General features: G+C 71.1%; 25 protein-coding genes. 20 read left to right on the top strand and 5 right to left on the bottom strand.

The genetic code is table 11. The features are described from left to right. Positions 1-61: 61 nt before the first annotated feature. The 3 genes from G5B46_RS15570 to sctU all read right to left on the bottom strand — a co-directional run bounded on the left by G5B46_RS15570 (position 62) and on the right by sctU (position 2,311). The gene (locus tag G5B46_RS15570; RefSeq protein ID WP_058348252.1) at positions 62-700 is read right to left on the bottom strand and encodes a hypothetical protein; all 639 of its coding nucleotides are present in this window, start codon (positions 698-700) and stop codon (positions 62-64) included. A 93-nt stretch (positions 701-793) separates the two neighbouring features. After that, positions 794-1,165, bottom strand: a complete 372-nt coding sequence (fliO, locus tag G5B46_RS15575) for a flagellar biosynthetic protein FliO (protein WP_165260093.1) — start codon at positions 1,163-1,165, stop codon at positions 794-796. Positions 1,166-1,183: 18 nt separating this feature from the next. After that, complete coding sequence (gene sctU / locus G5B46_RS15580) at positions 1,184-2,311, bottom strand: type III secretion system export apparatus subunit SctU (protein WP_165260095.1); 1,128 nt, start codon at positions 2,309-2,311, stop codon at positions 1,184-1,186. Between the two features lie 474 nt (positions 2,312-2,785). Between sctU and G5B46_RS15585 the strand changes: the two genes are divergently transcribed. From G5B46_RS15585 to G5B46_RS15640, 12 genes are read left to right on the top strand one after another with little or no spacing between them, the layout of a single operon-like run. Continuing rightward, positions 2,786-3,274, top strand: a complete 489-nt coding sequence (locus G5B46_RS15585; RefSeq protein WP_165260097.1) for a lytic transglycosylase domain-containing protein — start codon at positions 2,786-2,788, stop codon at positions 3,272-3,274. A gap of 14 nt (positions 3,275-3,288) precedes the next feature. Continuing rightward, positions 3,289-5,298, top strand: a complete 2,010-nt coding sequence (locus tag G5B46_RS15590; RefSeq protein WP_165260099.1) for a flagellar biosynthesis protein FlhA — start codon at positions 3,289-3,291, stop codon at positions 5,296-5,298. A gap of 13 nt (positions 5,299-5,311) precedes the next feature. Next, complete coding sequence (gene sctC, locus G5B46_RS15595) at positions 5,312-7,222, top strand: type III secretion system outer membrane ring subunit SctC (protein ID WP_165260101.1); 1,911 nt, start codon at positions 5,312-5,314, stop codon at positions 7,220-7,222. A gap of 4 nt (positions 7,223-7,226) precedes the next feature. After that, complete coding sequence (locus G5B46_RS15600) at positions 7,227-8,408, top strand: hypothetical protein (RefSeq protein WP_165260103.1); 1,182 nt, start codon at positions 7,227-7,229, stop codon at positions 8,406-8,408. 30 nt (positions 8,409-8,438) lie between these two features. Further along, positions 8,439-8,747: a hypothetical protein gene (locus G5B46_RS15605; RefSeq protein ID WP_240903517.1), complete on the top strand. Its 309-nt coding sequence runs from the start codon at positions 8,439-8,441 to the stop codon at positions 8,745-8,747. Positions 8,748-8,771: 24 nt separating this feature from the next. Then, positions 8,772-9,173, top strand: a complete 402-nt coding sequence (locus tag G5B46_RS15610; RefSeq protein ID WP_165260105.1) for a hypothetical protein — start codon at positions 8,772-8,774, stop codon at positions 9,171-9,173. Between the two features lie 11 nt (positions 9,174-9,184). After that, complete coding sequence (gene sctJ / locus G5B46_RS15615; protein WP_165260107.1) at positions 9,185-9,928, top strand: type III secretion inner membrane ring lipoprotein SctJ; 744 nt, start codon at positions 9,185-9,187, stop codon at positions 9,926-9,928. Further along, positions 9,925-10,494 (top strand): hypothetical protein, encoded by a 570-nt coding sequence (locus tag G5B46_RS15620; protein ID WP_165260109.1) that lies wholly within the window; start codon positions 9,925-9,927, stop codon positions 10,492-10,494. Before sctJ ends, G5B46_RS15620 begins: the two co-directional genes overlap by 4 nt. Next, on the top strand, positions 10,491-11,090 hold the full coding sequence (locus tag G5B46_RS15625; protein WP_165260111.1) for a FliH/SctL family protein: 600 nt from the start codon (positions 10,491-10,493) through the stop codon (positions 11,088-11,090). Before G5B46_RS15620 ends, G5B46_RS15625 begins: the two co-directional genes overlap by 4 nt. Next, positions 11,087-12,424 (top strand): FliI/YscN family ATPase, encoded by a 1,338-nt coding sequence (locus G5B46_RS15630; protein ID WP_165260113.1) that lies wholly within the window; start codon positions 11,087-11,089, stop codon positions 12,422-12,424. The genes G5B46_RS15625 and G5B46_RS15630 overlap by 4 nt, the downstream gene beginning before the upstream one ends. Then, positions 12,421-12,900 carry a hypothetical protein gene (locus tag G5B46_RS15635; protein ID WP_165260115.1) on the top strand — a complete coding sequence of 160 codons (480 nt, stop codon included), beginning with the start codon at positions 12,421-12,423 and terminating at the stop codon, positions 12,898-12,900. The genes G5B46_RS15630 and G5B46_RS15635 overlap by 4 nt, the downstream gene beginning before the upstream one ends. Continuing rightward, positions 12,897-13,556: a hypothetical protein gene (locus tag G5B46_RS15640; RefSeq protein WP_165259911.1), complete on the top strand. Its 660-nt coding sequence runs from the start codon at positions 12,897-12,899 to the stop codon at positions 13,554-13,556. The genes G5B46_RS15635 and G5B46_RS15640 overlap by 4 nt, the downstream gene beginning before the upstream one ends. Before the next feature lie 227 nt (positions 13,557-13,783). Here the strand turns inward: G5B46_RS15640 and G5B46_RS15645 are convergent, their stop codons facing one another. Both G5B46_RS15645 and G5B46_RS15650 read right to left on the bottom strand, forming a co-directional pair. Beyond that, positions 13,784-14,443, bottom strand: a complete 660-nt coding sequence (locus G5B46_RS15645) for a hypothetical protein (protein ID WP_165260117.1) — start codon at positions 14,441-14,443, stop codon at positions 13,784-13,786. Positions 14,444-14,458: 15 nt separating this feature from the next. Beyond that, positions 14,459-14,689: a hypothetical protein gene (locus tag G5B46_RS15650; RefSeq protein WP_165260119.1), complete on the bottom strand. Its 231-nt coding sequence runs from the start codon at positions 14,687-14,689 to the stop codon at positions 14,459-14,461. Between the two features lie 98 nt (positions 14,690-14,787). Between G5B46_RS15650 and G5B46_RS15655 the strand changes: the two genes are divergently transcribed. The 8 genes from G5B46_RS15655 to G5B46_RS15690 all read left to right on the top strand — a co-directional run bounded on the left by G5B46_RS15655 (position 14,788) and on the right by G5B46_RS15690 (position 21,914). Continuing rightward, positions 14,788-15,849 (top strand): ATP-binding protein, encoded by a 1,062-nt coding sequence (locus tag G5B46_RS15655; RefSeq protein ID WP_165260121.1) that lies wholly within the window; start codon positions 14,788-14,790, stop codon positions 15,847-15,849. Next, a complete protein-coding gene (locus tag G5B46_RS15660; protein ID WP_165260123.1) occupies positions 15,846-16,490 on the top strand; it encodes a response regulator in 645 nt (214 codons plus the stop codon). The genes G5B46_RS15655 and G5B46_RS15660 overlap by 4 nt, the downstream gene beginning before the upstream one ends. Continuing rightward, positions 16,487-17,482, top strand: coding sequence for a FliM/FliN family flagellar motor switch protein (locus tag G5B46_RS15665; protein WP_165260125.1), 996 nt, complete (start codon positions 16,487-16,489; stop codon positions 17,480-17,482). Before G5B46_RS15660 ends, G5B46_RS15665 begins: the two co-directional genes overlap by 4 nt. A 6-nt stretch (positions 17,483-17,488) precedes the next feature. Then, positions 17,489-18,151 carry a type III secretion system export apparatus subunit SctR gene (gene sctR / locus G5B46_RS15670; RefSeq protein WP_101712241.1) on the top strand — a complete coding sequence of 221 codons (663 nt, stop codon included), beginning with the start codon at positions 17,489-17,491 and terminating at the stop codon, positions 18,149-18,151. A gap of 13 nt (positions 18,152-18,164) precedes the next feature. Then, complete coding sequence (gene sctS / locus G5B46_RS15675; RefSeq protein ID WP_165260127.1) at positions 18,165-18,437, top strand: type III secretion system export apparatus subunit SctS; 273 nt, start codon at positions 18,165-18,167, stop codon at positions 18,435-18,437. Between the two features lie 10 nt (positions 18,438-18,447). Next, positions 18,448-19,251, top strand: coding sequence for a type III secretion system export apparatus subunit SctT (gene sctT, locus G5B46_RS15680; protein ID WP_165260129.1), 804 nt, complete (start codon positions 18,448-18,450; stop codon positions 19,249-19,251). A gap of 251 nt (positions 19,252-19,502) precedes the next feature. Beyond that, entirely contained in the window at positions 19,503-20,318 is an 816-nt protein-coding gene (locus G5B46_RS15685; RefSeq protein ID WP_165260131.1) for a DUF1521 domain-containing protein, read from the top strand. A 147-nt stretch (positions 20,319-20,465) separates the two neighbouring features. After that, positions 20,466-21,914, top strand: coding sequence for an adenosine deaminase (locus G5B46_RS15690; RefSeq protein ID WP_240903518.1), 1,449 nt, complete (start codon positions 20,466-20,468; stop codon positions 21,912-21,914). Positions 21,915-21,984 lie beyond the last annotated feature (70 nt).

Consider the following 21,984-nt stretch of genomic DNA (forward strand, 5'->3'; position numbering starts at 1 on the left):
TTGACAAGAAAACGACAGGCGGCCAGATGGCCGCCTGCCTTTTCTACTGTAGAGCTTGAGCTTAACCCTTGCGGGCGAGGGTCGAGCCGGCTTCGCCGATGGACTTGATCGAGTTGTTCAGGGCCTGGCTGACCATGTTCATCTCCTGGCCCAGGGCCTGGATCTCGGCGGTCAGCTGGCCGTACTTGGAGTCCTTGGAGTCCAGGCCGCCCAGTTCGTCGGTCTTGGCCTTCATCTGACCCATCTTGCCGTCCATCACCTTGCCGAGCGCCTTGGCCAGGGCGACCAGGAAGCTGTCGCCCTTGGTCGACTTGCCCTCGCCGCCGTCGCGGACGCTTTCCAGGATCGAGTTGGTCCAGCTCTGGGCCACGTCCTCGGCCGTGCGCTGCAGGTCGCCCTGTTCGGCGGGGCTGAAGCCGAAGGTGTCGGCCGCGCCCTGGACCGCTTCGGTCAGGCTCTGGGCCGCGCCGCCCGGATTGCCGCTGGCGGCCTGGAACACGCCCTGGGCCAGGTCGATCACGCCCTGCGGCAGGCCCAGCTGCTGGCCGACCTGCTGGATCACCTGGCTGGCGACCGAGCTGATGATCTGCTGGAAGATCGACTGGAAGGCCAGCGAGGTGCCGCCGGTGAGCGCCGCCAGGGCGACGGTGCTGAACAGGCTGCCGATGTTGAGACCGCCGCCGCTGAAGATGCCGGACATGTTTCGAACTCCGCGATTTGAAATCTTGCTGTCCTCGGTCCCGCGTTCATCGCTGCGACCTGACGCCGCAAGACAACCATTGCGGGTCGATCGTCAGTAGTCGGGTCGTTCCCTAGCTAGGGTTTTCCCTATCAGCCGGCGCATGGCGGCCGAGGGCTGGGCCGCGCGCGTGCGGGCCTCGTCGGCGGCGCGGGCTTCGGCGGCGATCTCTTCCGGCGTGCGGGTGCGGCGGTCCAGCACGGTGATCTGGCCGGCGGTGACGCCCAGCAGGAACACCTCGTCGCGATAGGCCACCAGGGTCAGCCGTTCGCGCTGGCCCACGGGCAGGGCCCGCAGGTAGCGAATCTGGTCGTCGCTGGCCGGGCCCGCCTGCACCCGCTTGAGCAGCTTCAGCGAGAAGAAGGCCAGGCCCAGCACGATGGCCAGGGCGATGGCGACGGTCAGCAGGTCGAGGATGGCGCTCACGAGGGCTCCGTCTGGCGGCTAGGGGAGGGGCGGGAAGCTGGGGCCGGGCGGCGGCCCTTCCGGCGGGTCTTCGGCGGCGGCCCTGGCCTGCTCGTCCTTCAGCCGGCGGGCCCACAGGATCACCTCGGCCACGGCGGCGAACAGGTCCTGGGGCACGATGTCGTCGATGGCGGCCTTGTCGCGCAGGGCGCGGGCCAGCTCGACATTGCGGATGATCGGAACGCCGGCTTCCTCGGCCGCCTCGCGCATGGTCTGGGCGATCGGCCCTTCGCCCTTGCCCAGCAGCACCGGGGCGGCGTGCTCGGCCGGGTCGTAGGCCAGGGCGCAGGCGATGTGGGTGGGGTTCACCACCAGCACCGAGGCGTCGCGCGCGGCCTGGGCGGCGTTCTGCTGCGCCCACTCCTGGTGCAGCTGCCGCCGGTGCGCCTTCACGTGCGGATCGCCCTCGGAATCCTTCATTTCCTGGCGGATGTCGCGCCGGCTCATCCGCATCTTCTTGGTGAAGCTGTGGCGCTGGTAGGCCAGATCCAGCAGCGACACGAAGACGAACAGCACCACCGTGCCGGCCAGCAGCTTGAACGTCAGCCCGCCATAGGCCGACAGCGCCCCGTCGGCCTCGCCGGCCGGCAGGGCCATCAGCTTGTCGAACGACAGGGCCACGACGATCCAGGTGAACAGGCCCAGCAGCAGGGTCTTGGCCAGCGACTTGGCCACCTCGAACAGGTTGTCCAGGCTGAACATGCGCTTGAGCCCCTCGCCGGGGTTCATGTGCGACATCTTCGGGCTCATCTTCTCGAAGGTGAAGACTGGGCCCACCTGGCCGAACTCGGCCAGCATGCCGAAGATCGCCACGGGTACGAAGGTGATCGCCGTCAGCAGCACGAAGGCCTTGCCGGCGGCCGCGCCGGCGATCGGCCAGGCCTCGGCGAACGGCCGGTCCATGACCGCGAACACCTCGTCGAACAACCCGCCCAGGCGGTCGAAGGCGAAGCCCGCCGTCATCGCCCCCAGCAGCAGCCACACGCCCAGCACCGCGGTGGAGGTCAGGTCCTTGGACTTGGGGACGTCGCCCTTCTTGCGGGCGTCCGACAGCCGCTTGGGTGTCGGCTTCTCCGTCTTGTCGCCGCCGTCGTTCTTCTCAGCCATAGCGTGTGTTCTGGCGTCATCGCGAAGGGCGTCGGACGTTCGCCGACCGGTGAGATGCCGACAATGGCGGCAATCATGGCCAAAAAGCGGCGAGCTTAGCCATAGTAGTGGTTAAGCTGAGCCATAGAATATGTTGTCTGGTAAGCAGTATACTGAGTATGAAAATTGTTTTAACTCCGAGGTTGACAGGATTGATCTGCGAAAGTTAGCTTTTGAATGGGTAGTATGCACAGGCGGGGCGCTGCATAGAGGGACAAATTTATGCGCAAGTTCCGCGTAGTGGCGTCGAGCGTGTGTTTAGTCTTATTTTGTTCAAGTCCAGTGTTCGCATATGAATGCGTCACGGCTGACGGCTTGAAGTTCAGCAGCGCTCTCCCGATCAATGAAAAGTTCTCGCTGGCGCGCATAGATTGCGTTCAGGAAACACAACCGACAGGGGTGTCGGAACAGCTCCGTCTCTATGACGGACCCCAGATGGCGACCGCCGTTATCTCTGCCGGACGTATCGCGCCGGCGCCGGTGGTCATCGTCAGGGGCGCTCGCGGACCGGCCCTCTACGCTCCGCTGGTGGCCGCCGCCGGCCGCGACTTCGACATCGATCCAGACCTGCTGCAGGCGGTCATGCACGTGGAATCGCGGGCCAATCCGGGGGCGATCTCGCCCAAGGGCGCCCGCGGCCTGATGCAGATCATGCCCGCCACCGCCAAGCGCTTCGGGGTGCGCGACCCGGCCGTCGAGCTGGACGACCCGATGGTCAACATCCGCACCGGCGCGGCCTACCTGAAGACCCTGCAGGGCCACTTCGGCAACGACCTGGAACTGGTGCTGGCGGCCTACAACGCCGGCGAGGGGGCCGTCATGAAGTACGGCCGCAAGATCCCGCCCTATCGCGAGACGCAAGGCTACGTGACCAGCGTCCTCGACCGCTATCGCGGCCTGGTTTCCGCCCGCGGCGGCTTCTGAGGACGGATTTCCCCATGAGCGTCGAAGGCTATCTCAAGCGCCTGCAAAGGCGGCCGCGCCAGGGCGTGGTGGCGCGTTTCAGCGACCTGTTCCTGGTGGCGGGCGTGGTGGCGATCGTCGCCCTGATGATCCTGCCGCTGCCGGCCCTGGCGCTCGACGCGCTGGTGGCGGTCAACATCTGCTTCGGCGTCATGCTGCTGCTGGTGGCGATCTACATCTCGACGATCGTCGAGTTCTCGGTGTTCCCAAGCCTGCTGCTGATCACCACGCTCTACCGGCTGGCCCTGTCGATCGCCACGACGCGGATGATCCTGATCGAGGGCCACGCCGGGCACATCATCGACACCTTCGGCACGATGGTCGCCGGCGGCAACCTGGTGGTCGGGCTGGTGGTGTTCCTGATCATCACCGTCGTGCAGTTCATCGTCATCGCCAAGGGCGCCGAGCGGGTGGCCGAGGTGGCCGCGCGCTTCAGCCTCGACGCCATGCCGGGCAAGCAGCTGTCGATCGACAGCGACCTGCGCTCGGGCATGATCGACAAGGACGAGGCCAAGCGCCGCCGGCGCGTGCTGGAGATGGAGAGCAAGCTCCACGGCAGCCTCGACGGGGCGATGAAGTTCGTCAAAGGCGACGCCATCGCCAGCATCATCATCGTGGTCATCAACCTGCTGGGCGGCCTGGCCATCGGCATGCTGCAGCAGGGTCTCGACTTCGGCTCGGCGATCCACAAGTACTCGATCCTGACCATCGGCGACGGCATGGTCACCCAGATCCCGGCGCTGCTGGGCGCCATGGCCGCCGGCCTGATCGTCACCCGCACCACCGACGAGGACAGCGAGACCCACCTGGGCGACGCCATGCGCCGGCAGTTCGCGGCCAAGCCCCGGGTGTTCCTGGTGGCCGGCGGCATCTGCTGGCTGATGGCCCTGGTGCCCGGCTTCCCGGTGCTGGTGTTCCTGCTGCTGGGGGGCGTGGCCATCGTCACCGGCGCCCTGGTCGACGCCGACATCCGCGCCCGGGTGACCCGCAAGATCGCGCCGGGCCGCGCCGCCGCCGAGGAGGCCAAGGCCTCGCCGGCCGCCGCCCGCACCAAGCCCACCGAGACCCAGCCCGTGGTGCCGCTGCTGCTCGAACTCGACGGCGAGGCCGTGCGCCGCCACGAGGCCGCCGTCATGACCCGGGGCCTGGAGGAGGTGCTGGAAGAGTTCGAGCTGCGCCTGGGCGTGGCCCTGCCGCGCGCCTCGTTCCACTACGGCGAGGGGGCCGGCAGCCCGCGCTGGCGCCTGCTGGCCTTCGAGGCCCCGATCGGCGCTGGCGAGCTCTCCCATCCGGCCGACCTGTCAGAGCTGCAGGACGCCGTGCGCCAGGCCCTGCGCCGCAACGCCGGCCTGTTCGTCGGCATCCAGGAGGCCAGCAACCTGCTGACCCGCGCCGGGGGCGAGTATCCCGAAGTCGTCAAGGAAGCCGCCCGCGCCCTGCCGCTGGCCCGCATCGCCGAGGTCATGCGACGCCTGGCCGAGGAGGAGGTGCCGCTGCGCAACCAGCGCGACATCCTCGAAGCCCTGGCCGACGCCGGCCAGCGCGAGAAGGATCCGCTGGCCCTGACCGAGTTCGCCCGCGTCGCCCTGCGCCGCCAGATCAGCCACCGCTACGCTCCCGACGGCGAACTGCGGGCGGTAGTGCTGGAGCCGGCCCTGGAGCAGCACCTGCGCGAGGCCATCCGCACCGGCGGCGGCGCCCAGCAGCTGGCGCTGGACCCGGAGATGAGCCGTCGCGTCACCGACGCCCTGCTGGCCAAGGTCGACGAGACGGGGGCGACCGTCGTCTTGGCCGCCATCGACCTGCGCCGGCACGTGCGCAAGCTGATCGAGGCCCGCGCCTTCGACCTGGGCGTCCTGTCCTTCCACGAACTGCTGCCGACCCTGCGGCTGGACGTGGCCGGCCGCGTGGCCTTCCCGCGCGAGCCCCTGACCGTAGTGCCCAACGATCCCGACCCGCCGCCGCCCGAGTCCGCGGCCGCCTGAACCCGGAGACAGAATGTCGCTTCCGAAGGATTCCGTCGTTGTCCGTAAAGCCGCCCGAGTCGGCGTGGCCGCGGCGATCGCCGCCGCGCTGATCGCTGCCGCGCCCCAGGTCCGCGCCGGCGAGGTTCCGCTGGGCGCGCGCAACGTCGACCTGACCGCGCGCGAGCAGCCGATCGCCCAGTTCCTGCAGAACTTCTACAACCAGATCGGCGTGCCGGTGGTGATCTCCTCGCAGGTCGCCGGCACGATCAACGGCGTGTTCCGCGGCCCGGCCGCCAAGATCGACGCCGACATCTCCAAGGCCTTCGACCTCGTCACCTATTACGACGGCGGGGCGGCCTATGTGTACACCGCCGCCCAGCTGTCCAGCCGCAGCTTCCCGATCTCGGGCTCGGCCTCGCGGCGGGTCGATCGGGCGGCCCGGCAGCTGGGCCTGCTCGACAACCGCAACACCCTGCGCGCCACCGGCGACATGCTGGTGGCCACCGGCGCGCCGCGCTTCCTGCAGCAAGTGGACGAGCTGGCCCGCGGCGGGGTGCAGGCCGAGGCCGCGTCGCCGACCCTGCAGTATCGGGTCTTCTACCTGCGCTACGGCTGGGCCGACGACGTGAACCTGACGGTCGGCGCCAAGCAGGTGACCATTCCGGGCGTGGCCTCGATCATCCGCTCGCTGGTCAGTTCCGACCCCAACGAGCGGGCCGGGGCCGCCGCCCGCAGCGAGACCCCGATCCCCGCCGCTGTCCAGGGCCTGCGCGGCCAGGGGCTGGCGACGCTGGGCACGCCCAATCCCGGCGGCGCCTTCTACGGCGGCCAGGACGGGCAGGGAACGCTCGGCATGCCCCTGGCCAACGAGCAGACCGGCGTCTACTCGCCGCAGAACCCCGTCCGCGTGCAGGCCGACACCCGCCTCAACGCCGTCATCGTCCGCGACGTGGCCGAGCGCATGTCGGCCTACGAGGAGCTGGTCCGCGCTCTGGACGTCGAGCCGCAACTGCTCGAGGTCGAGGCGGCGATCATCGACATCGACACCACCAAGGCCCGCGACCTGGGCGTCAACTGGCGCTTCGACGATGGCAATGGCGGCATCCAGTTCGGCCGCGGTCCCGACGCGCCGGCCGGCCTGGAGGACGGCAACCTGGTGCGCGGCAAAACCTCGCCCAAGCCCTATCAGGGCCTCGTCGCCTCGACGATCATCGGCAACGGCGACTACTTCGCCGCCCGCCTGAACGCGCTGGAGACCGAAGGCGTGGCCCGCGTCGTCTCGCGGCCGCAGATCGTCACCCTGTCGAACGTCGAGGCGGTGTTCGAGAACAGCCGCGACTTCTATGTCCGCCTGGCCGGCGAGCGCGACGTCGACCTCTTCAACGTCACCGCCGGCACCACCCTGCGCGTCACCCCGCACGTCACCCGCGACGGGACCCAGACCCGCATCCGCATGCTGGTGACCATCGAGGACGGCTCGCTGACCAACGCCAGCGTCGACAACATTCCCGTCGTCCGCCGCGCCGCGCTCAACACCCAGGCCCTGATCCAGGAAGGGCAAAGCCTTTTGCTGGGCGGCATGACCGTGCAGTCCGACACCACCGGCTCGCAGAAGATCCCGGTGCTGGGCAACATCCCGGTGCTGGGCAACCTCTTCAAGGTGCAGTCGCGCAGCAGCGGCCGCATCGAGCGGATGTTCCTGATCACCCCGCGCCTGGCCTCGATCGCCGCGCCGCGCTCCACCACCCAGGCGGGCCTGCGCTACGACGCGCCGGCCTCGGGGTTCGAGAACGCGCCCCTGCCGGCCGCGCCCAAGCTGCCGTCCGACCGCAAGCCGCCGCCGAAGTCGGCCCCGCGCGGGCCCGCCCAGCCGCTGCCGCCCGCGCCGCCACCAGCGCCGGAACCCAACGGCACGATGAAACCCATCCCCAATCCGAGCTAGGCCCATGACCGATCACGCCCTGCTGTCCGAAGAGCCGACCGAAGTTCCCGCCGCCACGCCGTCCGAGGCCCTGGTCGTCAAGGTGCTGTCGGGCCGGGTCGCCGGCGCCCTTCTGCCCCTGCCGGCCGGCGAAAGCGCCGAGCTCGGCCACGGCTTCGACGCCGACATCGTGCTGCGCGACGCAAGCGCCAGGGGCGTGCGCGTGCGCCTGACCGCCGGCGAGGAGGCCGCCGAGATCGAGGTGGTCTCCGGCCAGGTCGAGATGCTCGGCCACCGGCTGGAAGCCCCGGCCCGCGCCGTGCTGCCCTGCTACGTGCCGCTGATCGTCGGCGACAACGCCCTGGCCCTCGGCGTCGAGGAAAGCCCCCGCTGGCGCGAGGCCGAGCGCCTCCTGGCCGCCTCGGGTCCCGCCGAAGCCGCCGCGCCGTCGGCCGAGGAGGGCGGCGACCTCTTCGAGGACGGCCGCAGCCTGCTGCGCCGCACGCTGGACCGCGGCGTCCGGGTGGTCGGCTCCACGCCCCATCTCGTGCCGGCCCTGGTGTTCGGCGCGGCCCTGGCCTGCGTCACCTATGCGGTGGCCAACGTGCCGCGCTTCGGCGGCCAGGAGGCCAGCCCCTCCAAGGTCCACGCCCTGCTGCGCCAGGAGGGCTACGGCGCCCTGGCCGTCCAGCCGGAGGCCGACGGCAAGCTGGTTATCGCCGGCGTGCTGAACCGCGACGCCGAGAAGGCCCGCCTGGCGCGCCTGGTCAGCTCGCGCGAGCTGCCCGCCCGCGTCGAGGTCGTCACCAGCGAGGGCCTGGCCCAGAACGTCGAGGACGTCTTCCAGGCCAACGGCCTGGCCGCCACCGCCCGCCCCAACGGCCTTGGCCGCGTGCAGGTGCAGGTCACCGGTCCCTCGGCCGAGGTGGCCAAGGTCGAGAAGATCGCCCTGCACGACGTCAAGGGCCTGCGCGCTCTCGACGTGGCCCGCGCGGCCGGCGGCGACCGCTTCGGCGCGGTGTTCGACCAGGGCCCCGGCAAGCGCGTGGTGGCGGTGGTCGGCGGCGACGCCGGCTACGTCGCCACCGCCGACGGCGCCCGCTACTTCGCCGGCTCCACCCTGCCCACGGGCGACCGCATCGTCGGCGTCGAGAGCCAGGCCGTCGTCGTCGAGAAGGACGGCGCCACCACCCGCCTGATGTTCTGAAAATCCAACCCGATACGAGGAGAAACCACCATGTCCGACAGCAGCATTTCCGGTTTCGGCACGACCGGCGTGGCGCCCAGCCTGCTGGGCTCCAACAACAAGAACCGGCCTGGCAGCTGGTTCGAGGCCATGGCCCACGCCTGGGGCCAGGTGCTCGACCAGCAGGCCGTGCGCATCACCGAGCTTTCCGACCAGATCGGCCCCGGCGGCGAGGACAAGCCCTCGGTCATGGCCCAGCTGACCGCCGAGAGCCTGCGCATGAACTTCATGGCCAACTCGGAATCCACCTCGGTCGACAGCGTCGGCCGCGCCCTCGAAACCATGGCCCGCAAGAACTAGGCGCGTCTTTCAGGAGAGGACGCCATGTCCTTCGATCCCGTTTCGGCGGCCGCCTTGGCCATGCCCCAGGAAGCCGCGCCCCAGGTGGCCCAGGTCGGCTACGGCGCCAGCCTCACCGACGCCGTCCAGTTCCAGAACGCCCTGCACACGGCCGGCGCCTCGCAGGTGGCGGGGCGCGGCGGTCCCGAGGCCCTGGCCCCGGCCATGAAGGGCGTCTTCAACCAGCTGGAGTTCGTCAACAGCCAGGCCTCGAACCTGGCCGCCCACGCCAAGGCCGCCGAGGCCAAGGGCGCGGCGATCACGCCTGGCGAGATGATCGGCCTGACCGTCCAGTGCCACGAGTTCATGTTCAACTGCCAGCTGACCTCGAACATCGCCAACCGCACGTCCGACGGCCTGCAGCAGCTGTTCCGGCAGCAGGCCTGAGGGTGGCGGCCATGCGCAAGATCCTGCCGGCCGTCCTGGTCGCCGCGGCGCTGGGCCTTACGGGCTGCGCCGAGAAGGAGCTCTATGGCGGCCTTACGGAGCGCGAGGCCAACGAGATGGTCGCCGTGCTCCAGAACGCCAACGTCTCGGCGTCGAAGAGCAGCAAGGACGGCAAGGTCTGGGCGCTGAAGACCCGCGCCGAGCAGTTCTCGTCGGCCGTCGCCGTGCTGCACGACCAGGGCTACCCGCGCGACAAGTTCGAGAGCCTGGGCGAGGTCTTCAAGAAGGAGGGCTTCGTCTCCTCGCCGATGGAGCAGCGGGCGCGGTTGATGTACGGCCTGTCGCAGGAGCTCAGCCAGACCATCTCGTCGATCGACGGCGTGGTGCAGGCCCGCGTGCACATCGCCGTGCCCGAGGCCGATCCCCTGGCCGAGCAGCAGAAGCCGTCCTCGGCCTCGGTGTTCATCCGCCACAACCCCGACGTGGATCTTTCCGGCCAGGTGGGCTCGATCAAGGCCCTGGTCACCAACTCCATCGAAGGCCTGCCCTACGACAAGGTGACGGTGGTGATGTTTCCGGCCAAGCCGGTGATGGTCGCGACCCCGGCCTCGCCGATCCGGTCGTTCACGATGCCGGCCATCGCCATTCTCGCCGCCATCGGCGGGGTGGGGGCCTATGTCTTCAGCCGCACCAGCCGGGGCAAGCCGCGCCGCAAGCTGAAGACCCTGGCCGAGCCCGGGACGCCGGCCGCATGAACGCCCGCGCCGATCGACAGCGCCTGGTCGGCCAGGCCCGCCTGCTGGGGGCGATCGGCGTTCCCGCGCCGGTCGGCCCGCGCGCGGCGCGGCTGGCGCGACGCCTGGCCGGCCGCGCCGGAACGCCGCTGGCCTTCGCCGACGTCGCGGCCGTTCCCGACTGGGCCGCCTGGCCGGCCGAGCGCCGCGCGCGCCTGGCCGACTTCGCCGCCGCGGCCGCCTGCGCCGAGATCCTGCGCCGCACGATCGATGGCAGGCGCCTGGCCCGCGTCGCCCGCCGCATCGGCGAGCCGGCCCTGGACGCCGTCCTCGCCTCGCCGCCCGGCCTGGTCGCGGCGTTTGCGCAGGCGGAAGGCGCGCTGGCCGACGACGAGGCCTTCTGCGCCCTCGGCGCCGGGGTGCTGCTGGCCGAGGCCGGGCGCCGTCCGGCCGTCGTCGCCCGTCTTTCCGAACTGTTCGCGGTCGCCCCGCTGGCGATCGATCCCGACCGGGGCCTGGGCGCGGCGCATGCCGGGCGCGGGCTCTTCATGGCCTTCGAGGCCGGCGCGCTGGAGGCCGCCGCATGACCTATCTGCTCCTGTCTTCCGGTCCTTCGGGCACGCTCTTGACCGACCAGCCGGTGATCCGTCGCGAGGACGTCGGCGCCGTGCGCGACGCGGCCGAACTGACCGCCGCCCTCGACGCCCTGCGCCAGGCGACCCGCGAGGCCGCCCTGCGCGACGGCTTCGCCCAGGGCCATGCCGAGGGAACCGCCGCCGCCGCCCGCGAGACCGCCCAGGCTCTGGCCAGCGTTCACGCCGCCCTGCAGGTCGAGCGCGACCGCCTGCGGGCCAGCGCCGGCGCCCTGGCGCTCGACATCGTCCGCCGCATCGCCGCCGGCCTGGCCCCCGACGAGGTGCTGGCCGCCCTGGCCGAGCAGGCCGCCCGCGACCTGCTGCCCGAAGAGCCGATCCGCGTCCGCGTCGCGCCAGAGGCCGCCGGCGCGGTGACCCGTCGCCTGTGGTCGATCGACGCCCGCATCGAGGTGGTCGCCGACGCCGACGTGGCGGCCGGCGACTGCGTGCTCGACACCCCCTCGGGCCGCACCCACGCCGGGCTCGAGACCCAGCTTCGGGCCCTTGAGGCGGTGTTCGCCGCTCCGGCCGGCGAGGCCGCCGCATGAGCTTCGACGCCCCGCTCACCGAAACCCCGGCCGAGGACCGTCTGCGCGACGTTCTGCGCGGCGCCCGCACCGTCGAGCGCCGGGGCCGCGTCGCCCAGGCCTTCGGCACCACGGTCCGGGCCACGGGCCTCGACGTTCGCATCGGCCAGGAATGCGAGATCGTCGATCGCTCCGGCGGCCATGTCGTGAAGGCCCAGGTGGTCGGCCTCGACGGCGGGGCGGCGATCCTCACCCCGCTGTCGCGCCTGGAGGGCGTGGCCGTCGACGCCGAGGTGGTGGCCGGTCCCCGTCGCAGCGAGATCGGGGTGGGGCAGGGGCTCTTGGGCCGCGTGCTCGACGCCCATGGCGAGCCGCTGGACGGCCTGGGGCCGATCACCGGCCCGCTGCGCTCGTTCCCGGTCTATGGCGAGGCTCCCAATCCGCTGGCCCGTCCGCCGATCGACACGCCCTTCGCCACGGGGGTGCGCTGCGTCGACGCCCTGCTGACCACCGGCGAGGGGCAACGCGTGGGCCTCTTCGCCATGGCCGGCGGCGGCAAGTCGACCCTGCTGGGCATGTTCGCCCGCCATGCCCGCAGCGACGTCAACGTCATCGCCCTGATCGGGGAACGGGGCCGGGAAGTGCGCGAGTTCCTCGACGACTGCCTGGGGCCCGAAGGCCTGGCCCGCTCGGTGGTCATCGTCTCCACCTCCGACCGCCCGGCCATGGAGCGGGTGCGCGCCGCCCACGTCGCCACCGCCATCGCCGAAGGGTTCCGGGCCGAGGGCAGCCGGGTCATGCTGCAGATGGACAGCGTCACCCGCTTCGCCCGCGCCCTGCGCGAGATCGGCCTGTCGGTGGGCGAGCCTGCCGTGCGCCGGGGCTTTCCGCCGTCGGTCTTCGCCGAACTGCCGCGCCTGTTCGAGCGGGCCGGGGCGATCGAGGGCGGGGCGATCACCGCCTTCTACACGGTGCTGATCGAGGACGAGGAGGGCGGCGATCCCGTCGGCGAAGAGGTCCGCTCGATCCTCGACGGCCACATCTACCTGTCGCGCAAGCTGGGCCAAGCCGGCCACTATCCGGCCATCGACGTCGCCGCCAGCCTCAGCCGCGTCTTCCCCCGCGTCGCCGGGGCGCAGCAGCAGGCCGCGGCCGCCAGGGTGCGCGGCTGGATGGCCAAGTACGCCGAGGTCGAGTTCCTGCTGCAGATCGGCGAGTACAAGCCCGGCGGCGATCCCCTGGCCGACGAGGCCATCGCCCGCCGTTCGCGCATCACCGACCTGCTGCGCCAGGGCCCGCATGACGCCGTCGCCTTCGATCAGTCCCTGGCCGCGCTGGCGGAGACCGCCGCATGAGCCCCCGCGCCCAGGTCCAGGCCCTGACGCCGGTGGTTCGGCTGCGCGAGCGCCGGGTCGAGAAGGCTATGCGCGAGGCCGCCGAAGCCCGCCGCAAGGTCGCCCAGGCCGTCGAGGCGCTGGCCGCCCGCGACCGTCTGATCGCCGCGCACGACGTGGCCAAGGCGCGGCTCGACGACTGGTTCGCCGGCGGCCTGTCGGGCGCGGCCCATCTGGTCGAGGCCGCCCTGGCCCGGCGCGAAGCCGTCGCGCTCGCCCGCGACGCCGACCAGCGCCTGCGCGACCAGGAGGCCGTGGCCCTGGACCTGGCGCGCGAGGATCTGGCCGCCGCCGTCCAGGCCCTGGCCCGCGCCCAGGGCCGCTTCGACGCCATGAACGGCCGCCTCGACCACGCCCGCGCCCTGGTCGCCGCCGACCGCGAGGCTCGCGAACAGCTCGAAATCGAAGACGCCGGCGCCTTCAGGAGCTTCCGATGACCACCATCCGCGACAACGCCGCCGCCGAGCGTCCGAACACCTCCAGCCCGCGTGGTTCGAGCGAGCCGCCCACGCCCTGGCGCGGCTCGGAGTTCCAGGCCTTGCTGCAGCAGGCCGCCGAGCGCCGCGAGCCGCAGGCCCGCCAGACCGGCCGCGCCGAACGCGACAAGGAGACCGAGCGCGACGAGGACGACGGCAAGGTCGACATCTCGGCCCTGCTGGGTCCCGCCCGCGACTTCCAGGAGGTCGCCGGCGGCCAGGAGGCCAGCGGCGTCGACGCCCTGTCGGCCCTGACCAGGTCCGGCGGCGGCGCGGTCGAGACCCCCGTGTCGGCGCCCGGCGCGGCCGCTGCCGACATCGAGGCCTTCACCGCCGCCATGGACAAGGCCTGGCTGGCCTCCGGCGGCGATCGCAAGACGCTCGCCCTGGGCCTGGCCGACAAGGCCTCGCTGCTGACCGGCCTTGGCCTGTCGCGCGCCCCCGACGGTTCGCTGTCACTGACGCTGGCGGCCCGTCCCGACGCGACGCCCGAACTGACCAAGGCTCTGGAGACCCTGCGCAAGCGCCTCGAAGTCCGCGGCCTGGCTTTGGCGGACCTCTTCGTCGAGGCCGACGACGGACTGGATCCCGAGGCGCTGATCCGGAGGGTGCGTTGAGCTTGCGCGCCTCTCCCCATCAGTCCCGTCATTCCCGCCCACCGGGACCAGCCAAAGGCTGGCCCGAGGGCAAGCCAAGTGGCGGGAACCCCTCTCTCAGCCGTAAGTGCGGATGGGGCGGCGTGCTCAGCACGCCGCTTGCAACGCCCTTGCAGGCGGACCCAGGGGTTCCCGCCACAAGGGCGGGAATAACGGGTGTTGGGTGGAGCGAAGCCGGCCTAACGCGCTCACCGCAACGGCAGCCCGAACCGTCCCACGCTCCGATCGGCTTCCGCCGCGCGGGCCACCGCGCGGGCGACTTCGGACGGCGGATCGCCGGCGGCCCAGCGCTCGGCCAGCACCTCGATCAGCCGGCGGCTCTGGGCGTTGTGCAGGCCCTCGGTCGGGTCGGCCGCGTCGGCGCGCAGCTTGTCGACATAGAGCGCAGAGGCCTTGGGCGAGGCGCCGACCAGGTCCAGCAGATAGGTCGCCGCCGTCTCGAAGGCCTCGGCGTCCAGCGGCGCGTCGGCGATGTCGCGCACCAGCCAGACGCACAGGAACTCCAGCGGCCCGACCTTGCGGCTGTTGCTCAGCAGCGGCCCGCCGCCCAGTCCGGAGAACCCGCCCGCGCCCCAGGCCGGCACGCGCGCGGCAGGCAGGCGGGCGGTCAGCAGGGCCTGGGCCAGCGTATCGGCGACCAGCGCCTTGACCTCCGGCTCGCCGAAATGGGCCACGGCCGCCAGCAGCTTTGCGAAGCCCGGATAGAGCGCGTCGCCCAGATCGGTGCAGACGCGTTCCAGCACGTCGACGCGGCGGTCCAGGCTGGCCTGGCCCTGCAGGCCCTCGACCAGCGCCTGGGCGGCGCCGAACCAGTCGGGCTCGGACTTGAGGATGCGGTCGGCGTTCACGCCGGAAAGCTAGCGTCAGAACAGGCCGTTGTCGCGGGTGTCGGTCAGGCGGTCGGCCACGGCGCGGGCGGTGTCGTCCAGGTCGCGCGAGACGCCGGAAAGACCGATGCGGCCGTCATGGCGCGAGAAGCCGGAGAAGTCGCCGAAGGCCTGGGCGCGCGAGGGCTCGCCGGCCGGGCTGATCCCGGAAAGACCGTGGCTCCAGACGCCGGAGACGGACGGGGCGTCGATACGGCTGGCGGACATGGCGAGCTCCTTCAGTCTCTCGATACGAAAGACAACGCGCGCCCGCCAGTCGGGTTTTCCCTAGCCGGCCCGTTTCCCCTAGCCGGCCCGTGTGTCGCATGACCGGCCTGGCCGCGCTCCTTTCCCAATCGCCCGAAGCCGAGGCGCTGGACGTCCTGGGTCTGGCCGTCGCCGCCTTCGAGGACGCCGCTGCGCCGCGGCTGGCCTGGCGCTCGCCCGCCTTCGCGCGGCTGACGCCCGAGCTTCGCCCCGGCCAGGTGCCGGCCGGCGGGCTGCTGGCGGCCGTCGAGGCGGCGCGGCGCGGGGAGGGCGACCTCCTGCCGCTGGACCTGGACGGCCAGGCCTTCGAGGCTCGGGCCGCGCACGGCGACGGCCGTGTCTGCCTGATCCTCTCCAGCGCTGCCGAGCGCCAGGAGGCGGAAGGCCGTCGCCTGGCCGACCGTGAGCGCCTGCTGCTGACTTCGCGCGTCATGTCGGTGGGCGAGATGGCGACGATGATCGCCCACGAGCTCAACCAGCCGATCGGCTCGATCGCCAACATCGCGCGGGGGCTCAAGGCCCGGTTGGCGCGCGGGGCGCTGTCGAAGGAGGAGGGCGTCGAGGCCCTCGACCGCGCGGCCGAGCAGGCGCTCTACGCCTCGGGCGTCATCCAGCGCATGCGCTCCTTCGTCGAGCAGCGCCAGCCCCAGGTCGAGCCGCTGGACCTGCCCCGGCTGGTGCGCGCTACGCTCGACCTGCTCGACTGGGAGATCGCCCGCGACAAGGTGCTCGCCCGCGCTCGGTTCGCTGATCTGCCGCCTGTGCTCGGCGACGCGGTGATGATCCAGCAGGTGCTGGTGAACCTCGCCCGCAACGGCCTGGACGCCATGCGCGGCCGGCCCGGTCCCCGCCGCCTCACCATCGCCGCCGCGCCCATGGAAGGCAGCGACCGCATGGTCGAACTGACCGTCGCCGACAGTGGCCCGGGCGTCGAGGCGGGGGCGGAGGGCAAGATGTTCTCGCCGTTCTTCTCGACCAAGCCCGGCGGCATGGGGGTGGGGCTGGGGATCTGCCGGTCCATCGTCGAACTGCATCGTGGGCGTCTCTGGCACGCCCCGGATCCCGAGGGGGGGACCGTATTCCACATCGCGCTGCCCGCGGCGCGCCAGGAGGAGCCATGACCACCCCCTCGACATCGACGCCTGAGCCCGGCCCCCTGGGCGCGGTCTGCCTGGTCGACGACCACGGCGAGTTCCGCCAGTCCGCCGCCTGGTGGCTGGAAAGCCTGGGCTACGCCGTCTCCACCTTCGACGGCGCGCGCGCCTTCCTCGACGCCGGCGATCCGCCGCCCGACGCCTGCCTGCTGCTCGACGTGCGCATGCCCGACATGTCGGGCCTGGAGCTGCTGGATGCGCTGAAGGCCCGCGGCTGCGAGCGGCCGGTGATCTTCATGACCGGACACGGCGACGTGCCGCTGGCAGTCGAGGCCATGCAGAAGGGCGCGATCACCTTCCTGGAAAAGCCGTTCCAGGAGGCCGCGCTCGAGGCGGCCCTGGAACGGGCCTTCGCCCAGGTCCGTCCCGTCCGGACCCCGGGCCAGGAGGCCTATGTCCGCCGCCTTTCCGGTCTCACCGAGCGCGAGCGCGAGGTCATGGCCCTGGTCGTCGCCGGCAAGGTCAACAAGGTCATCGCCTACGAGCTGGGCATCAGTCCCAAGACCGTCGAGCTGCACCGCTCGCGGATCATGACCAAGATGGAGGCGACCAGCCTGACCCGGCTGGTGCGCATGGCCGTCACCGCAACCGTGGACGACGACGCATGAGCGCCTTCCTCGACCTCCAGGCCGGGGAGGGCGCGTCGCCCGCCGCCGACCTTTCCGATCTCGTCGCCCGCAACCACGCCCTGGCGGTGCTGGCCGCCCTGCGCGCGCCGGGCCTCGTCACCCGCGTCGCCCTCGACGCCGAGGTGGGCCCTGGTCCGTGGATCCTGTTCTGCGAGGATGCGCCGAGCCTGCGCCTGGCGATCCGCCAGCTGTCCGGCGCCGCCTTCGCCCCGGCCGACGACGCCGAGCTGCTGATCGCGCTGGACCGGGTCGAGCCGGTCCTGGTCGCCATCGAGGCCGCCACCACCGAGAGCCTGTCGCCGCTGGGCGTCGAGGCGCAGGCGCCCGGCGGCCTTCTGGCCCTTTCGATCGCCGTCGAGACCCAGGACGGCGCGCCCTTCGCCCGGCTCGTCCTGGCCGTCGAGGCCGAGGCCGCCCGCGCCTGGCCGCAGCCGATCTTCGACCCCTGGGCGCCCGGCGCGCACCTCTCCGCGCCCGCCGCCGGGCCGCTGGTGCTCGACGGACCCGACCTGCCGGCGACGACCGCCGCGGCCCTGCGCCCCGGCGACATCGTGCTGACCCCGCTGTCGGCCGCGCGCCCGGGCCTGGCCAGCCTCACCCTGTTCGACCGCCGCCTCGTCGGCCGGTTCGAGCTTTCCCATCGTCGCTTCACGCTCAACGCCATCGAGGAGAGCGCCATGACCCCGCCGCTCGACATCGCCGTCGCCCCGACCGAGGACACGGCGTCCGACGCCGCGCCCGTCGCTCCCGCCGACCTGCCCGTGCCGCTGAAGGTGCTGCTGGGCGAGGCCAGCCTGCCGCTGTCGGAACTGGCGGGCCTGCGCCCCGGCTCGACCGTCGTGCTGGCCGGCCCGCGCGAGGACGCCCCCGCCGTGCTGCTGGCCGGCGACCGCCCGATCGCCCGCGGCCGCCTCGTCCCCGTCGGCGAGGCCTGGGGCGTGCTGATCGAAACCATAGGCGGCGAGGGCTGAGTTCAGATGGACCTGACGCAATTCTCGCCGGGCTCTGCCCTCATCACCGTCATCCTGCTGGCGCTGGCGCCGTTCGTGGCGGTGATGGTCACCTCGTTCACCAAGATCGTCGTCACGCTCAGCCTGCTGCGCAACGCCCTGGGCCTGCAGCAGGTGCCGCCCAACATCGTGCTCAACGGCCTGGCACTGATCCTGACCCTCTACGTCATGTATCCGGTCGGCCAGCAGATGGCCGCCGCCAACCAGGGCGTGAAGCCCGTGGCCGCCGTCAGCAGCGACACCCAGGCCCTGTTCACCTACGCCGACAAGGCCAAGGAGCCGCTGCGCGAGTTCCTGATCAAGCATTCGACGCCCCGCGAGCGCGCCTTCTTCCTGAAGACCGCCCAGCGCATCAACGGCCCGGAAAAGGCCCGCGCCCTGACCCAGCGCGACTTCATCGTCGTCGTCCCGGCCTTCACCGTGTCGGAGCTGGCCGCGGCCTTCCAGATCGGCTTCTTGATCTTCCTGCCGTTCCTGATCATCGACCTGGTGGTCTCCAACATCCTGCTGGCCATGGGCATGATGATGCTGTCGCCAACGACGGTGTCGCTGCCGTTCAAGCTCTTGCTGTTCGTACTGATCGACGGCTGGGTGAAGCTCTCGCACGGCCTCGTGCTGTCCTACACGTGAGGCGAGGCTGCGCATGCTGAACGCCCAGGCTATCGAGCTCGTCAACCAGGCCCTCTGGCTGGTGCTGATCCTGTCGGCGCCGCCGATCGTCGCCGCCTCGCTGGTCGGCCTCGTCGTGGCGGTGGTCCAGTCGGCCACCCAGCTGCAGGAGCAGACCCTGCAGTACGCGGCCAAGTTCTTCGCCATCGTGCTGACGATCTTCGTCACCGCCAGCCTCTTGGGCGGCACGCTCTATCGCTTCGGCGATCGGGTGTTCACCGAGTTCCCGGCCATGGTCCGCCGATGACGAGGGGCGCATGACCGGAGCCCCCGACTGGCTCGGGGCGATCTTTGACAACACGCTGATCCTGGCCGTCGGCGCGACCCGGGTGGCGGCGGCCTTCATGCTGCTGCCGCTGCTGTCGCCCGAGACGGTGCCGGCCCTGGTGCGCAACTCGATCTTCCTGGCCTTCGGGATCATCGTCATCACGCTGCAGCCGCAACTGGCCCAGATGGAACTACCGACGGTCCAGTGGATCATGATCTTCGCCAAGGAGGCCTTGGTGGGCCTGGTCATCGGCTTCTTCTTCGGAACCATGCTGTGGGCCCTGGAGGCCGCCGGCCAGATCATCGACGCCAAGGTCGGCGCCACCATCGCCCAGGTCGTCGACCCCTTGAGCGGCCACCAGACCTCGCTGACCGGCGAGTTCCTCAGCCGCCTGGCCAACTTCGTCTTCATGTTCAGCGGCGGCCTCTTGCTGATGGTCGGGGTGATCCTCGACAGCTACGCGGTGTGGCCGATCGGCAGCCTGACGCCGATCCTGTCCCTGCGCAGCCTTTCCCTGTTCGAGGGCGAATTCTCGCGGCTGATGGTCATGGCCGTGATGCTGGCCACCCCGGCGCTGATCGTCCTCTATCTCGTCGACGGCGGCCTTGGCCTGATCAACCGCTACGCCCCGCAGCTGAACGTCTTCTCGCTGGGCCTGGCCATCAAGTCGTGGATCGCCACAGCGGTGGTCCTGGCCATGCTGACCGGCCTCGTCCAGCTGCTGCTCAACGAGATCGGCGCCCGGCCGACGGTGATCCTGCAGGTGCTGCGCGGGCTGGACGGCAAACACTGATCCCTCTCCCCCTGCGGGAGAGGGTGGCCTCGCGGAGCGAGGTCGGGTGAGGGGGCTCTCAGAACCGTCCGCGCGACCCCTCATCCGTCGGCCTTCGGCCGCCACCTTCTCCCGCAAGGGGAGAAGGACCTCATGACGACCTAGGGTTTTCCCTGATGGGATACGCCCCAGCTATCTGGACCGCCCCGCTTGGCGCCACCTTTCGTCGCAGGCCGCATTCGGCGGCTTTCGACGGAGCAGGGGTAGGAGCGATGACCACCATCAACGGCGCCTTGAACACGGCGCTCAACGCGGCGATCCTCACCGGTGTCGGCGCGGGCCTCGGCCAGTCGCTGAAGACCTTCAGCGCCATGCAGTTCACCCTGGGCGCGATGGTCGCCGGGCTGTTCCAGCCCGCCCCCGCCCAGCAGCCGTTCACCGCCAGCATGCCCGGCGAGGGCAAGGCCGAGATCGACATCGGCGACGGCTACACCCTGTCGATCAACGAGGCGAGCTCGGAGATCATCGTCCGCGACGCCGACGGCAACGCCACCCGCGTCTGGGGCGACCCGCACGTCAGCTACAACGGCGAGCACATCGGCGACTTCTGGGGCACCACGACCTTCCAGCTCGAGAACGGCACGAAGATCACGATCAACACCGAGACCTCGAAGTGGAACAACATGACCTACGCCGAGCAGGTGGTGGTCACCAAGGGCGACCAGGCGATCGTCATCGACGGGGTCAGCGAGCAGACCAAGGGCGACTTCTCGGTCACGCTCGGGGGCAACGGCTACGCCCTCGACGCGGCCCATGACGACGGCTTCGTCATCCACGAGGCCGACGACGCCTCGTCGGGCTGGACCAGCAGCATCACCGGCGGCGCCGTCGGCCAGGCCGATTTCGACCTGACCAAGCCGGGCATGGAGCCGGTGCGCGAAGCGCTGGAGGCCTTCAACAGCGGCCTTGGCCTGATGCTGACCGGCTGGCTGCTGGGCATCGGCGTCGCGGCCCTTGCCGAGGGCGGGACGGAAGGCTCGACCACCAACGCCAAGGCGGCCGAGCGCTTCCCGCTGCTGGAGGTCTGAGCCAGCGGCCCGCTTCTGCTCCTTTCCGCCGTCCGCGATTTGCCAAATGACGCAAATCATCGTGGGTAGGCGGAAAGGATCTGGGGGCGGACGATGCGCGCGCGAACGAAATGGCTGGCGAGCGGAATGGCGATCGCGGGCGGGCTGTTGACCCTCTTGCCCGCCCACGCGGCTCCGTCGCCGTCAGAGGCGCGCGCATCGGCCGCCTTCGACGCCGCGGCCGGCGACAGGGCCAAGCTGCGGCTCTTCCTCCAGGCCATGCCCAAGGGCGGCGACCTGCACAACCACCTGTGGGGCGCGCCCTATGCCGAGGACTTCGTCGCCTGGGCGGGCGAGGGCGGCCTCTGCGTCTCCACCGCGACGCCGCCGGCCCTGACCGGAGGTCCTTGCGACGGCAAGGCGACCGTGCCCGCCGCCGGCCTCGCCCGTCGCGATCCGGCCCTCTACAACCGGGTGATCGACAGCCTGTCGGTGCGCAACTACGACCGCGGCGCCGACAACGCGGCGGCCTCGGGCCACGACCAGTTCTTCTCGACCTTCGAGCGCTTCGCCGCCGCGGCCGTGCCCAACATCGGGCCGATGGTCGCCGTCACCCGCGAATACGCCGCCCAGGACCGGGTGTCCTATGTCGAGAGCTCGGCCAATCCCAACGCCATGCGCGCCTTCGCCGAGCGCGAGGCTGGCCGCTGGGACGGCGACTTCGCCAAGACCTACGCCGCCTTCGCCTCCGGCCTGCCGGCCATGGTCGAGGCCTCGCGCAAGGAGATGGACGCGGCCCTGGCCGAGGGCGACAGGCGCCTGAACTGCGCCCAGAACGCGGGAACCGCCGGCCCCTGCGCCGTCGAGGTCCGCTTCCAGCCCTTCGTCGAGCGCGCCCAGCCGGCCGGCTTCGTCTTCGCCCAGATGGCCGCCGCCTTCGCCCTGGTGGACGCCGACCCGCGCTTCGTCGGGGTCAACATCGTGAATCCCGAGGACCACCCGGTCTCGCTCGGCGACTACGCCCTGCACATGAAGATGATGAAGTACCTGTCGGGCCGCTATCCCAAGGTCCCGATGGCCCTGCACGCCGGCGAGCTGACCCTGGGCCTGACGCCGCCGCGCGATCTGACCTTCCACATCAACCAGGCCGTGACGGTGGCCGGCGCCAAGCGCATCGGCCACGGCGTCGACATCGCCTACGAGCACGACGCGCCGGGCCTGCTCAAGCAGATGGCCAGGGACAAGATCGCCGTCGAGATCAACCTGACCAGCAACGACGTCATCCTGGGCGTGAAGGGCGCCGAACACCCGCTGGCGCTCTATCGCCGGGCCGGCGTTCCGGTGGTGCTGTCCACCGACGACGAGGGCGTCTCGCGCATCGACCTGACCAACGAGTACGTCCGCGCCGCCACCGAGCATGGCCTGCGCTATGCCGACCTCAAGGCCATGGCCCGCGACAGCCTGGAATACGCCTTCCTGCCGGGCAAGAGCCTGCGCGGCGCGACCGAATGCGCCAAGCCGGGCACGGCCTGCGACGTGTTCCTCAGCAAGAACCTCAAGGCCGCGATGCAGTGGCGGCTGGAGAAGGACTTCGAAGCCTTCGAGGCCGCGTTCTGATCCTCTCCCATAGGGAGAGGGAGGGGCCCAGGCGATAGCCTGGGAGGGTGAGGGGTTGCGCCGCCAACCG

Source organism: Caulobacter sp. 602-2 (assembly GCF_011043625.1).
In the GTDB taxonomy this organism is placed as follows: domain Bacteria; phylum Pseudomonadota; class Alphaproteobacteria; order Caulobacterales; family Caulobacteraceae; genus Caulobacter.